13 protein-coding genes are annotated in these 12,718 nt (G+C 57.7%); 10 read left to right on the top strand and 3 right to left on the bottom strand.

Translation table 11 applies throughout. The features are described from left to right. Window positions 1-39 precede the first annotated feature (39 nt). From ccsB to msrQ, 3 genes are all read left to right on the top strand, one after another. Complete coding sequence (gene ccsB / locus IEV40_RS10155; protein ID WP_188421315.1) at window positions 40-1,191, top strand: c-type cytochrome biogenesis protein CcsB; 1,152 nt, start codon at window positions 40-42, stop codon at window positions 1,189-1,191. Between the two features lie 99 nt (window positions 1,192-1,290). After that, window positions 1,291-2,268 carry a protein-methionine-sulfoxide reductase catalytic subunit MsrP gene (gene msrP / locus IEV40_RS10150; protein WP_188421313.1) on the top strand — a complete coding sequence of 326 codons (978 nt, stop codon included), beginning with the start codon at window positions 1,291-1,293 and terminating at the stop codon, window positions 2,266-2,268. 26 nt (window positions 2,269-2,294) lie between these two features. After that, window positions 2,295-2,936 (top strand): protein-methionine-sulfoxide reductase heme-binding subunit MsrQ, encoded by a 642-nt coding sequence (gene msrQ, locus IEV40_RS10145; protein WP_188421311.1) that lies wholly within the window; start codon window positions 2,295-2,297, stop codon window positions 2,934-2,936. A gap of 69 nt (window positions 2,937-3,005) precedes the next feature. Here the strand turns inward: msrQ and lysA are convergent, their stop codons facing one another. Together lysA and lptM are read right to left on the bottom strand one after the other, a co-directional pair. Then, a complete protein-coding gene (gene lysA, locus IEV40_RS10140) occupies window positions 3,006-4,289 on the bottom strand; it encodes a diaminopimelate decarboxylase (protein ID WP_188421309.1) in 1,284 nt (427 codons plus the stop codon). 16 nt (window positions 4,290-4,305) lie between these two features. Then, the gene (gene lptM, locus IEV40_RS10135) at window positions 4,306-4,530 is read right to left on the bottom strand and encodes an LPS translocon maturation chaperone LptM (RefSeq protein WP_188421307.1); all 225 of its coding nucleotides are present in this window, start codon (window positions 4,528-4,530) and stop codon (window positions 4,306-4,308) included. Window positions 4,531-4,569: 39 nt separating this feature from the next. Between lptM and cyaY the strand changes: the two genes are divergently transcribed. Further along, a complete protein-coding gene (cyaY, locus tag IEV40_RS10130) occupies window positions 4,570-4,899 on the top strand; it encodes an iron donor protein CyaY (RefSeq protein WP_188421305.1) in 330 nt (109 codons plus the stop codon). An 81-nt stretch (window positions 4,900-4,980) separates the two neighbouring features. Here the strand turns inward: cyaY and IEV40_RS10125 are convergent, their stop codons facing one another. Beyond that, window positions 4,981-7,179, bottom strand: coding sequence for a penicillin-binding protein 1A (locus IEV40_RS10125; protein WP_229724107.1), 2,199 nt, complete (start codon window positions 7,177-7,179; stop codon window positions 4,981-4,983). On the opposite strand from IEV40_RS10125, the gene IEV40_RS14660 reads away from it, so the two are divergent. The 6 genes from IEV40_RS14660 (at window position 7,178) to pilQ (ending at window position 12,716) form a co-directional block, all read left to right on the top strand. Then, window positions 7,178-7,399 carry a hypothetical protein gene (locus tag IEV40_RS14660; protein WP_229724067.1) on the top strand — a complete coding sequence of 74 codons (222 nt, stop codon included), beginning with the start codon at window positions 7,178-7,180 and terminating at the stop codon, window positions 7,397-7,399. The two genes, IEV40_RS10125 and IEV40_RS14660, sit on opposite strands and share 2 nt — an antisense overlap. 281 nt (window positions 7,400-7,680) lie before the next feature. After that, entirely contained in the window at window positions 7,681-8,760 is a 1,080-nt protein-coding gene (locus IEV40_RS10120; protein ID WP_188421301.1) for a pilus assembly protein PilM, read from the top strand. After that, complete coding sequence (locus IEV40_RS10115) at window positions 8,757-9,380, top strand: PilN domain-containing protein (protein ID WP_188421299.1); 624 nt, start codon at window positions 8,757-8,759, stop codon at window positions 9,378-9,380. Before IEV40_RS10120 ends, IEV40_RS10115 begins: the two co-directional genes overlap by 4 nt. Before the next feature lie 11 nt (window positions 9,381-9,391). Beyond that, window positions 9,392-10,060 (top strand): type IV pilus inner membrane component PilO, encoded by a 669-nt coding sequence (locus IEV40_RS10110; protein ID WP_188421297.1) that lies wholly within the window; start codon window positions 9,392-9,394, stop codon window positions 10,058-10,060. Window positions 10,061-10,071: 11 nt separating this feature from the next. Further along, window positions 10,072-10,593, top strand: coding sequence for a pilus assembly protein PilP (locus IEV40_RS10105; protein ID WP_188421295.1), 522 nt, complete (start codon window positions 10,072-10,074; stop codon window positions 10,591-10,593). A gap of 50 nt (window positions 10,594-10,643) precedes the next feature. Beyond that, window positions 10,644-12,716, top strand: a complete 2,073-nt coding sequence (pilQ, locus tag IEV40_RS10100) for a type IV pilus secretin PilQ (RefSeq protein WP_229724066.1) — start codon at window positions 10,644-10,646, stop codon at window positions 12,714-12,716. Window positions 12,717-12,718: the final 2 nt, after the last annotated feature.

Below are 12,718 nucleotides of genomic sequence, written 5' to 3'. Positions count from 1 at the left end.
TGTAGGCGAGGCGACGCAGACTCATCACGGAGACATCGCATGGAAGTCGTACAAAATCGCATGTATGCGCAGGCCCCCGGATTTTTCCGGCGTCTTTCCACGATCGACTGGCTATATGGCGCAGCATTGCTGATCGGCACCTTGTTCGCGTTGCGGCAGTACGGCCATCACATGGATGGCTATGAACGTGCGGTTCTGGTGCTGGCGGCGCCGGTCTTCGCCTGGCTGGGCTGGCACTGGAAATCGGTGCGTTGGCTGATGGCGTTGCTGGCGGTGCTGTCGTTGTCGGCGATCGGCATGTATGGCGGCGTGCTGCAGGCGGCCGAGCAGAAGTTCTTCCTGAAATACCTGTTGTCCAGCCAGTCCGCCATCCTGTGGATGAGCACATTGTTCGTCTTGTCGACGCTGTTCTACTGGGGCGGTTTGGTATTGAAGTCGCCGACCGGCGCATCGATCGGTAGCAAGCTGTGCTGGGCCGCCGTCGTCATGGGGTTTACCGGCATGCTGGTGCGCTGGTACGAGTCGTATCTGATGGGTGCCGACATCGGCCATATTCCGATCTCGAACTTGTACGAAGTCTTCATCCTGTTCTGCATGGTGACGTCGTTGTTCTATCTGTATTACGAACAGACTTACGCGACACGCCAGCTCGGACCGTTCGTGCTGCTGGTCGTCAGCGCGGCTGTGGCCTTCCTGATCTGGTACATGGTCACGCGCGATGCGGCCCAGATCCAGCCGCTGGTGCCGGCGCTGCAAAGCTGGTGGATGAAGATTCATGTGCCGGCCAATTTCATCGGTTACGGCACATTCTCGCTGGCGGCGATGGTCGCGGTGGCTTATCTGCTGAAATCGCATGGCATGCTGGCGGATCGCCTGCCGTCGCTGGAATTGCTGGACGACGTGATGTACAAGGCGATCGCCGTCGGCTTCGCTTTCTTCACGATCGCGACGATTCTCGGTGCGCTGTGGGCGGCCGAAGCCTGGGGCGGCTACTGGTCTTGGGACCCGAAGGAAACCTGGGCGTTGATCGTCTGGCTCAACTATGCGGCATGGCTGCACATGCGGTTGATGAAAGGCTTGCGCGGTCGCGTAGCTGCATGGTGGGCGCTGGTCGGTCTGCTGGTGACGACCTTCGCTTTCCTCGGCGTCAACATGTTCCTGTCCGGTCTGCACTCCTACGGCGAGTTATAACAAAACCGGGATACATTGTTTAGCTTTCCGTAACGAAACTTCCATTGCGGCGGCCCGGTCAGACAGGCAACATACAGTCATTGTCTTGCAGGAGTCGCCATGCTGATCAAGCGCCAGCCCAACGGTATCGATCTACCGTTTTCGTCCGAAATCACGCCGCGCGCGGTGTTCGAATCGCGCCGTTCCTTCATCCGGCAGATCGCGCTCGGTTCCATTGCTGGCAGCGCATTGCTGGAAATGGCGACGCGCGAAGCGTTCGCTGCATCGGGTGCGCAGAAACTGACGGCCAAGGCGAACTCCTCCTATGTCGTGCTCGACAAGCAAACGCCATATCAGGACGCCACGACCTATAACAACTTTTACGAATTCGGCACTGACAAGAGCAGCCCGGCACGCAATGCCGGCGCCATGAAAACGCGTCCGTGGACGGTGTCGATCGAAGGCGAAGTCAAAAAGCCGATGACGCTCGACATCGATGCGCTGCTGAAACTGGCGCCGCTGGAAGAACGCATCTATCGGTTGCGTTGCGTCGAAGGCTGGTCGATGGTGATTCCGTGGATCGGTTATTCGCTTTCCGAATTGATCAAAAAGGTCGAGCCGACGTCGAATGCCAAGTACGTGCAATTCGTCACGGTCGAAGACAAGCAGACGATGAACGGCCTGCGCTATCCGGTGCTGGACTGGCCGTACACGGAAGGCTTGCGCATCGACGAGGCCAACCACCCGCTGACGCTGCTGACGCTCGGCATGTACGGTGAAGTGCTGCCGAATCAGAACGGTGCGCCGGTACGCATCATCGTGCCGTGGAAGTACGGCTTCAAGTCGGCAAAATCCATCGTCAAGATCCGCTTCGTCAAGGAGCAGCCGGCTACCGCCTGGAATCTGGCGGCTCCCAAGGAATACGGCTTCTATTCGAACGTCAATCCGCAAGTCGATCATCCGCGGTGGTCGCAAGCCAGCGAGCGACGCATCGGCGAAGACGGTTTCTTTACGAAGAAGCGGCCGACGCTGATGTTCAACGGCTACAGCCAGGTGGCGTCGCTGTACAGCGGCATGGATCTCAGAAAATATTTCTGATGCCGACGAACGGCACACACGCTGTCATGACATTCAACCCTACTCCGCGACAATTGAGCGTCATCAAGGTGCTGATCTTTCTACTGGCACTGATTCCGTTCGTCCGTCTGGCTTATGGCGCATTCACGGATGGATTGGGAGCGAATCCGTTGGAATTCATCACCTGGAATACCGGCGAATGGACGCTGTATTTTCTGACGATGACGCTGGCGGTAACGCCTTTGCGCCGACTGACGAAGTGGAACTGGCTGGTGCGACTGCGCCGCATGCTTGGCTTGTTCGCCTTCTTTTACGTGCTGCTGCATTTCACGGCGTTTTTCTGGTTCGACCATTTCTTCGACGTACAGGAAATGCTGAAGGACGTGGCGAAACGGCCTTTCATTCTGGTCGGCTTTACTGCTTTCGTATTGCTGATTCCATTGGCGGTGACGAGCACCAACGGCATGGTGAAGCGGCTGGGCGCCAAGCGCTGGCAATGGCTGCATCGGCTGATCTATCTGATCGTGCCGCTCGGTCTGCTGCATTTCTGGTGGATGCGCGCCGGTAAGCACAATTTCACCGAGCCACTGATTTTTCTTGTGATCGTCGGTGTGTTGCTGCTGGTGCGAGCGGTATGGGCGATGCAGAAGCGTGCGAAAGAAGCGAGGCAGGTGCGGTCGCCTGCATGAAGAATTTATTGCGCAGAAAAGAAAAAAAGCGGATGACGTGTCATCCGCTTTTTGTTTTTTATCCGCCGTTCACGGTAGCAACGATTCCAGCGCAAACAGATCGGCTGCCGATTCGCGCTGGCGGATCAGATGCACTTGCGCACCATCCACCATGACTTCCGCCGCGCGGCCGCGCGTATTGTAGTTGGAAGACATCGTCATGCCGTAGGCACCGGCGGAGAGAATGGCAAGCAGATCGCCTTGTTCGATTGCCAGCTCGCGCGCGCGCGCCAGCCAGTCACCGGATTCGCAGACCGGGCCAACCACGTCGTAGATCGCAGTCGCAGCATCGCGCTGCTTGACTGGTTGCACACCGTGCCACGCCTCGTACATTGCCGGACGCATCAGATCGTTCATCGCGGCATCGACGATCGCGAAATTCTTCGTCTCGCCATGCTTGATGAATTGCACTTCGGTCAGCAGTACGCCGGCATTGCCGACGATGGAGCGGCCGGGTTCGAACAGTACCTTGATCGGCGTGCCGTCGTATTTTGCCGCGCGCCACGCATCGATCTTGGCAAACAGCCGCGCCAGATAATCGCCGACGGCGACGGGTTTGTCACCATCGTAATCGATGCCGATACCGCCACCGATGTCGAGATGGTGAACATGGATGTTTTCTGCAGCCAGTGTGTCGATCAGTTCGATCAGTTTGTCGACTGCTTCCAGCAGCGGGGCATCGTCCAGCAATTGCGAACCGATGTGGCAGTCGATGCCGGTTACGTCGATATGCGGCAGCGATGCGGCGACACGATAGGTTTCCAGTGCGTCTTCATAGGCGACGCCGAACTTGTTGTCCTTCAGCCCGGTGGAAATGTAGGGATGTGTTTTCGCATCGACGTTCGGGTTCACGCGCAGCGAGATGGGCGCCTTCTTGCCCAGTTCGGCCGCAACCTCGTTCAATCGGTGCAGCTCAGGAATCGATTCGACGTTGAAGCAGAGGATGTCGTGCGACAGTGCCAGACACATTTCCTCACGCGATTTGCCGACGCCGGAAAAGATCACCTTGCGCGGCGAGCCGCCGGCTGCCAGCACGCGCAACAGTTCGCCGCCAGAGACGATGTCGAAACCGGAGCCGAGTTTGCCGAGCAAGTTCAGTACGGCGATGTTGGAATTCGACTTGACCGAGTAGCAGACCAGCGCGCCGTCGTCGCCACGGCCATGCTTTTTGCAGGCATCGGAATAGGAACGGAAATTTTCGACTAGTGCAGCCTTGGAATAGACGTAGGTAGGCGTACCGAACTGGTGCGCAATCTGCGTCAACGGAACATTTTCGGCGTGCAGTTCGCCGTGCTGATAGGAAAAGTGCGGCATGGAGCGGATGGGGCGATTATTTTGAATCGGGTGAAGCGGTCGACGGTGCTGTTTCGGCATCGGGGGCCGGCGCGGTTGCAGCCGGGCCGACCGTGCGGGCCGATGCGGATGAAGGCTTGCCCTGTTGAGGCATATAGAGCGGGCCGCGCTGTCCGCAGCCGCCGAGCACGATCAGCAAGGTCAATCCCATAGCTACGGACAGAGAGGGAAGGAAACGGGGCGTGCCGGAACGGAGCTTCACGATAGAATCACGGTTTGATGAAACGTGTTGGAGTGTAGCATGACCGAATCGGAATTCCTGGAGCAGGCGGAAGCCATGCTGGGCCGCATCGAGGCGGCGCTGGAGCGGGCGAACGACAGCGGCGATCTCGACGTCGAATGTTCGCGTAATGGCAATGTGCTGGAAATCGAATTTATCGACAACGGGACGAAAATCATCGTCAACAGCCAGGCGGCGATGCAGGAATTGTGGGTGGCGGCCAAATCCGGCGGATTCCATTTCAAATCGGACGGCACGCACTGGATTGGCACGCGCGATGGTGCGGAATTGCTGACGGCCTTGTCGAAGATGGTCAGCGAGCAGGGCGGCGCTGCGGTCACGCTGAACTGATTTGCATTTGCCTGCATAAAAACGGGAAGCCTTGGCTTCCCGTTTTTATGACCGAATAACGATCAGAGTCGGAACGCAGCGTCAGAACAGTTCGTTCTTCACCTCGTCGCGCGTCGGCTGGCTGGTTCCGGTCGAATCGCCGATACCCAGGCTGCGCACGCCGAGCTCCGGCGGGCTCTCTGCATAATAGTATTCGCCATTGACGGTGATGATGCCGTCCGGCACCGTCAAGTCGGCCATGGGCACGCCCTTCAGCGCGTTCTGCATGTAATTGATCCAGATCGGCAAGGCGAGGCCGCCGCCGGTTTCGCGGTTGCCCAGATTGCGCGGCTGGTCGAAGCCCATCCATGCGACGGCGACGATGCCGGGCTGATAGCCGGCAAACCAGGCATCGAACGAATCGTTGGTGGTACCGGTCTTGCCGGCAAGATCCGTGCGTTTCAATGCCTTGGCCTTGACGGCCGTGCCGCCGTTGACGACGTCCCGCAGCATGCTGTTCATGATGAAGGCATTGCGCGCATCAATGACGCGATTGGCTTCGTCGCCGGCACGTGCCGGTTTCACTTCGGACAAGATGTTGCCGTCGGCATCGGTGATCTTCGAGATCAGGTAGGGATTGACCTTGTAGCCGCCGTTGGCAAATACGCCATAAGCGCCGGCCATCTGCATTGGTGTAACGGCGCCGGCGCCCAGCGCCAATGTCAGGTACGGTGGATTCTTGTCGGCATCGAAGCCGAAGCGGGTCGCATATTCCTGGCCGTATTTGGCACCGATCTTGTGCAGGATGCGGATCGAAATCATGTTCTTCGATTTCATCAGGCCGCGGCGCATCGTCATCGGACCATCGTACTTGCCGTCGTAGTTTTTCGGCTCCCACGGCGGGCCGCCGGTCTGGCCGCTGTCGAAACTGATCGGTGCGTCATTGATGATCGTTGCGGGCGACAGGCCTTTTTCCAGCGATGCCGAATAGATGAACGGCTTGAACGACGAGCCCGGCTGCCGCCACGCCTGCGTGACGTGGTTGAATTTGCTGCGGTTGAAGTCGAAGCCGCCGACCAGCGCGCGGATAGCGCCGTCTGCCGTGTTGGCGGCGACGAATGCGGCTTGCACTTCAGGCATTTGCGTCACGTTCCAGTCTTTGCCTTCTTGCGTGACACGGATGACGGCGCCGCGCTTGATGCGTTTGTTCGGCGGTGCCTTGTCGCTCAGCATGGCGGCAGCAAAACGTAAGCCCGTGCCTTCGATGCGGATTTCCTCGCCGGAAATCAGTACAGCGCGTATCAGTTTCGGCGTGGCTTCCAGCACGACGGCGGCGACCAGATCGTCGCTGTCCGGATGATTGGCAAGCTCGACCTCGATCGCGTCCTCGGCCTCTTCCTTGTTGTCCGGAATATTGATGTAGCTCTCCGGTCCGCGGTAGCCGTGGCGCTTTTCGTAATCCATCACGCCGCGGCGCACGGCGAGATAGGCGGCATCCTGATCGGCCTTGGTGATCGTGGTGAAGACGTTCAGGCCGCGCGTGTAGCTGTCGTCCTTGAATTGATCGTAGGCAAGCTGGCGCGCCATTTCGGCGACATATTCGGCATGGATGCCGAATTCGCTGCTGTTGGTCTTGACCTTGATTTCCTCGGTCTTGGCCTGTTCATATTGCGGCTGGCTGATGTAGCCGAGCTGGTACATCCGCAACAGGATGTATTGCTGGCGTGCTTTCGCGCGTTTCGGATTGACGACCGGATTGTAGGCGGAAGGCGCTTTCGGCAGGCCGGCCAGCATCGCAGCTTCTGCAACGCTGATATCCCGTAATTGCTTGCCGAAATAGATTTGCGCGGCAGACGAGAAACCGTAGGCGCGTTGCCCCAGATAAATCTGGTTCATGTAGATCTCGAGAATCTGGTCCTTGGTCAGGTTGTTCTCGATTTTCCATGCGAGCAGGGCTTCATAGACTTTACGTTTCAATGTCTGTTCGCTGGACAGGAAGAAATTGCGTGCGACCTGCTGCGTGATCGTCGAGGCGCCTTGGCGCGCACCGCCGCCCAAGTTGTGGATTGCTGCACGCGCGATGCCGATATAGTCCACGCCGCCATGCTCGAAGAAGCGATCGTCCTCGATCGCCAGCACGGCTTTTTTCATGATGTCCGGAATATCCTTGCTGCGGACAAGATTGCGCCTTTCTTCGCCAAATTCGCCGATTAACACGCCATCTGCAGAGAAAATGCGCAAAGGAATCTTGGGGCGATAGTCGATCAACGCGTCCAGTGTCGGTAGATTCGGATAGGCCATGACCAGCGTGAAAAACACGATCAGGGCGCCAATGACGCCCAGTCCGGTGATCAATCCGATGAATCCCAGGCCGATGCGCAAAACGGTGTTGAGAGCGCTTTTCTGGGGTTTTTTACCTGCGCCGCCGGAGGCGGATTTTTTGGAAGCCATGCAAGAAAAGGAGAAGAAGCAGGAGAAAAAGTATCGCGCCATTATAGCGACGACGTTGCCGGAGGGATGAGTGTGTCCGGGAATGGCGGCAATTGCAAAATCTGCCGAGCCGCGTGGACAATTGGCAACGGATTTGCAAATTACTCGATGGAAATTGCTTTACACTTTTCAACCCTTGTTGCTAGGATTTAACGCGACGATTTATCAAAGTTCGCTAAATACGCGTTTTTAAAAGGTTTTTTCTTAACAAAGTCATTACATCGTCATCCGGACCGGGTTAAATCGGGCTTGGACAAGCTAAACGGCATCGCGTTCATATCTATAACAAATAAACGTTGGGGAGAGTTGCCCTTGGCCTTAGATTTTGGCTCCTTATTCGGCAAGAAGAATTCGCCGTTGATTGGTTTGGATATCAGTAGTTCCGGCGTGAAACTCGTCGAGCTTTCCGATACCGGCAAAGAATTGCGCCTCGAATGCTTTGCATCGGAGCCGCTGCCTCGTGGCGCGGTGGTCGACGGCAATATCGAGAACATCGAACAGGTGACGGACGCCGTTTCGCGCGTATGGAAAAAAAGCGGCACCAAGGCCAAGCTGGTCGCGATGGGCATGCCGCCTGCTTCCGTCATCACCAAGAAAATCATCCTGCCGGCCGATCTTTCCGAAGAGGGGCTGGAACTGCAGGTCGAAACTGAAGCCAGCCAGTACATCCCGTTTGCACTGGATGAAGTGCGTCTGGATTTCGATGTGATCGGCCCGGTCGAGAATTCGGAAGACGACGTCGAAGTCATGCTGGCTGCGACGCGCAAGGAAAAGGTCGAGGATCGCGTGGCAGTCGCCGAAGCCGCCGGCCTGACGCCGACCGTCATGGACATCGAATCGTACGCCGCACGTGCGGCAGTCGAGCGTCTGGCGGCGCAGTTGCCGAAGGGCGGCCAGGGACAGATTCTCGGCTTGTTCCAGATCGGCATGCAGGTCATGCATATGTCGGTTCTGGTGGACGGACAACTGGTCTACGAGCGCGAGCAGCCGTTCGGCGGCCATCAACTGACGCAGGAAATCGTCCGGACGTACGGCTTGTCTTATGAAGAGGCGGAAGCCAGAAAGAAGATCGGCGATCTGCCGGACGGTTATCAAACTGAAATTCTGGAACCTTTCCTCGATAGCGCCGCCGCAGAAATTGCGCGCGCCATGCAATTCTTTTTTACCTCCACGCCGTATACCCGTATCGACCAGCTGTTCCTTGCCGGCGGCTGCGCAATCATTCCCGGCCTGGTCGAGAGAGTCGCCGACAACACCAAGGTATCGGCATCGGTCATCAGCCCCTTCAAGGGCATGCAGCTCGGTCCCAATGTGCGCGAGAAACAGTTGCGCAATGAGGCACCGGCCTATCTGGTCGCGTGCGGGCTGGCTATGCGGAGGTTCGACCGATGATCAAGATCAACCTGCTTCCGCACAGGGAAGAAAAACGCAAGCAGCGCAAGAAGGAATTCGCGGCATTGATGGTGTTGAGCGCCATCATCGGCGCATTGATCGTTCTGCTGGGCGGTGGCTATTTCGCCAGCAAGTTGTCCGGCCAGGAGCAGCGGAACAATTTCATCAAGACCGAAAATGCCAAGCTCGACGTACAGATCAAGGAAGTGTCCACCCTCAAGCAGGAAATCGAGGCGCTGAAGGCACGCCAGCAGGCAGTGGAAGACCTGCAGAGCGATCGCAATCAGCCGGTCTACCTGATGGACGAGCTGGCGCAGCAGGTGCCGGAAGGCGTCTACCTGAAATCATTCAAGCAGAACGGGCAACGCGTCACGCTGAACGGCTATGCGCAATCCAACGAACGCGTTTCCGAACTGCTGCGCAATCTCGGCAATCAGTCGCAGTGGCTGGAGAAGCCTGATCTGATCGAGATTCGCTCCGTCAACTTGGGCAAGGATAAGGACGCGAAGAAGATATTCGACTTCTCGATCAATGTCGTCATCAAACGTCCGCGCGACAAGGACAAGGATGCTGCCGGTGAAAAACACAATGCGCCTGTGAAGGCCTCGAAGAAATCCTGAGGGAGGGCGACATGGCAGACATAAAACATATCAGCAGGTCGGTGCGTGCGCAATTCCAGGGGCTCAACGGTTTGCATCCGGGCCAGTGGCCGATCGTACCGCGCATGCTGTGCGCAGCAGGTGTCGTGGCAGCCGTCGTGGTCGTCGGCTGGTACTTCTACTGGAGCGATCAACTGGCCGATATCGACCGTGCCGTTGCGGCAGAAGTCTCATTGAAGGATGCCTACAAGTCCAAGGTGCAGCAGGCGGTCAATCTCGAAGGCTTGCGCAAGCAGAAGGAACAGGTCAACGAATACGTCGCCGCGCTTGAAAAGCAGTTGCCGAGCAAGGCGGAAATGGATGCGCTGCTGTCCGATATCAACCAGGCCGGTCTGGGGCGCGGCCTGCAGTTCCAGTTGTTCAAGCCGGGGCAAGTCATCGTCCGCGACTACTACGCCGAACTGCCGATCGATATCCGCATTACCGGCAATTATCACGACATCGGCGCTTTCACCAGCGATATTGCCAACATGCCGCGCATCGTCACGCTGAACAAGATGAACCTCGTGGCCGGCAAGGACAGCAGCGTGCTGACGCTGGATGCGGTAGCCAAGACCTTCCGTTATCTGGACGAGGAAGAGATCGCCGCGCAACGCAAGGCTGCTGCCGACAAGAAAAAGAAAGGCGGTAAGAAGAAATGAGGCGCATCGCGATGAACCGTCTGATTTTTTCGCTGTTGCTGCCGGTCGTGTTGTCCGGTTGCGGCGATGGCGGCGTACAGGAACTCAGTCAATGGATGAAAGATGTCCGTCAACACACGCGGGCATCGATCAAGCCGTTGTCGGAACCCAAGAAATTCGAACCGTTTACCTACGACGCCAAAGGGCGTGAAGACCCGTACAGCCCGAACAAGCTGGCCAGTGCACTGGCCAAGGCGCGCAAGAGCGGCGGCATCCAGCCGGATCTCGATCGTCGGCGCGAACCGCTGGAAAGCTATCCGCTGGATACGATGCATATGGTCGGCACGCTGATCAAGCCGGGGCTGACCTATGGTGTGCTGCAGGTGGACAAGTCGATCTTCCATGTGAAGGTGGGCAACTACATCGGCCAGAATCTGGGGCGCGTGATGCGTATCACCGATTCCGCCGTGGAGATTGTCGAGACGGTTCAGGATGCGTCCGGCGAATGGGTCGAACGCGAAGCCAAGCTAGAGTTGCAGGAGACGCAAAAATGATGTCGCTACAAAAACAACAATCGAACAATTCGCGGGGAGGCTTGCAGAAAATGCGGCAATTATTTGCGTTTATCGCCTTTGCGCTGATCGGCGGCACCGCCATGGCGCAGCAGAACGAAATCCAGTCGATCACGGCCGCCCAACAGGGAAGCAATGTCATCGTAAAAGTGGCGATGAAGAGTCCGGTTGCCAAGGCGCCGTTGGGGTTTGCGATCACAAATCCTGCGCGGATTGCGCTGGATTTTTCCGATACGGGTAACGGCACGGGCAAAGGGCTGCAGGATATCGGCCTGGGCGACGTGCGTAGCGTCAATGTAGTACAGGCGGGAGATCGGTCGCGGCTGGTTTTCAACCTGCAGCGCTCGCTGAATTATGCGACTGTCGTGGAAGGCAATGACGTCATCGTGACGATCGACGGCTCGGGTGGTCCGGCCAAGGCGCTGAATGCGGTTGGTGTGCCGGTTGCTTCTGCCGCACCGGCGGCGGGGGCGTCGCAGGCATTGCGCGATATCGATTTCCGTCGTGGCAGCAATGGTGAAGGCCGCGTGGTTATCGGTCTGCCCAGCGATCAGACGGTGGTGGATGTTCGCCAGGAAGGCAAAAAGATCGAAGTCGATTTCATGAAGACGACTTTGCCGGACGTGCTGCGCCGCCGTCTGGACGTTGCCGATTTCGGTACGCCGGTCAATATCATCACGACGCAGCAGCGCGGCGACAACGTCCACATGACGATCGAGCCGAAAGGCATTTGGGAGCACAGCGTCTATCAAAGCGATTCGCAGCTGGTGGTCGAAGTCAAGCAGATCAAGGAAGAGCCCAACAAGCTGGGCATGGGCACGCGCGATTATCGCGGTGAAAAACTGTCGCTCAATTTCCAGAACGTCGATGTGCGCGCAGTGCTGCAGGTGATTGCAGACTTCACCGGCCTGAACATCATTACCAGCGATACCGTCAGCGGCAACCTGACGCTGCGTCTGAAGGACGTGCCATGGGATCAGGCGCTGGATATCGTCATGCAGGCCAAGGGGCTGGACATGCGCAAGAACGGCACCGTGATCTGGATTGCGCCGCGCGACGAACTGCTGACGAAAGAGAAACTGGAACTGGAGCAGCGCTCGCAGATTGCCGATCTTGAGCCGTTGAGGACGGAAACCTTCCAGCTCAATTACCAGAAGGCCGAATCGTTCAAGAAGATCTTTGGCATTGACGATACCGGCGGCGGTTCGCGCAGCATCCTGACCAAGCGCGGCAGTGCCGTGGTCGATCCGCGTACCAACCAGTTGTTCATTACCGATATTCCTTCCAAGCTGGAAGAGATCCGTTCGCTGGTCAAGAAAACGGATATCGCGACGCGTCAGGTGATGATCGAGGCACGCATCGTCGAGGCGAGCGATACTTTCAGCCGCAATCTCGGTGCGAAACTGTCGTTCGGCGTGACGGGCCAGGGCAATTACCAGTTGGGAGGCAATCAAGCCACGCCTTCAGGTGGCAATACGACCGGACTGGCGCTTCCCGTGCTGGGCGGCAATTCGGTGAACCTGCCGGCGGCATCGATCAATTCGAACACTCCCGGTAGTGTTGCGCTCACGCTGTTCAATTCGGCGATGACGCGTTTCATCGGCCTCGAATTGTCCGCGCTGGAAGCAGACGGCAAGGGCAAGGTGATTTCCAGTCCGCGCGTCATCACGGCAGACCAGTTGAAGGCATTGATCGAACAGGGTACGGAATTGCCGTACCAGGAAGCGACCAGCAGCGGCGCGACCAGCATTTCGTTCCGCAAGGCGAACCTGAAACTGGAAGTGACGCCGCAGATCACACCGGACGGCAACGTCATCCTGGATGTGGACGTCAACAAGGATAGCGTCGGCGCCGAAACGCGTGCCGGTTTCGCGATCGATACCAAGCACATCAAGACGCAGGTGCTGATCGACAACGGCGGTACGGTCGTCATCGGCGGCATTTATACGCAGACCGATCGCTCGAACATCAGCAAGGTGCCGTTTTTCGGCGACATTCCGCTGTTCGGCAACCTGTTCAAGACGACCGGCAAGGTCAACGAAAAAACGGAGCTGCTGATCTTCCTGACCCCGCGCGTTCTGAACGACGAGGTTGCAATCAGGTAGGA

The organism is Oxalicibacterium solurbis, assembly GCF_014635845.1.
Taxonomy (GTDB): domain Bacteria; phylum Pseudomonadota; class Gammaproteobacteria; order Burkholderiales; family Burkholderiaceae_D; genus Oxalicibacterium; species Oxalicibacterium solurbis.
Note: the sequence above shows the minus strand (reverse complement) of the source record. Positions and strands in the feature narration are given on the sequence as shown.

Excerpts from the sequence above, each read along its gene's own strand:
- ccsB (WP_188421315.1), top strand. The coding sequence starts at position 40 with ATGGAAGTCGTACAAAATCGCATGTATGCGCAGGCCCCCGGATTTTTC.
- msrP (WP_188421313.1), top strand. The coding sequence starts at position 1,291 with ATGCTGATCAAGCGCCAGCCCAACGGTATCGATCTACCGTTTTCGTCC.
- msrQ (WP_188421311.1), top strand. The coding sequence starts at position 2,295 with ATGACATTCAACCCTACTCCGCGACAATTGAGCGTCATCAAGGTGCTG.
- lysA (WP_188421309.1), bottom strand. The coding sequence starts at position 4,289 with ATGCCGCACTTTTCCTATCAGCACGGCGAACTGCACGCCGAAAATGTT.
- cyaY (WP_188421305.1), top strand. The coding sequence starts at position 4,570 with ATGACCGAATCGGAATTCCTGGAGCAGGCGGAAGCCATGCTGGGCCGC.
- IEV40_RS14660 (WP_229724067.1), top strand. The coding sequence starts at position 7,178 with ATGACCAGCGTGAAAAACACGATCAGGGCGCCAATGACGCCCAGTCCG.
- IEV40_RS10125 (WP_229724107.1), bottom strand. The coding sequence starts at position 7,179 with ATGGCCTATCCGAATCTACCGACACTGGACGCGTTGATCGACTATCGC.
- IEV40_RS10115 (WP_188421299.1), top strand. The coding sequence starts at position 8,757 with ATGATCAAGATCAACCTGCTTCCGCACAGGGAAGAAAAACGCAAGCAG.
- IEV40_RS10110 (WP_188421297.1), top strand. The coding sequence starts at position 9,392 with ATGGCAGACATAAAACATATCAGCAGGTCGGTGCGTGCGCAATTCCAG.
- IEV40_RS10105 (WP_188421295.1), top strand. The coding sequence starts at position 10,072 with ATGAACCGTCTGATTTTTTCGCTGTTGCTGCCGGTCGTGTTGTCCGGT.
- pilQ (WP_229724066.1), top strand. The coding sequence starts at position 10,644 with ATGCGGCAATTATTTGCGTTTATCGCCTTTGCGCTGATCGGCGGCACC.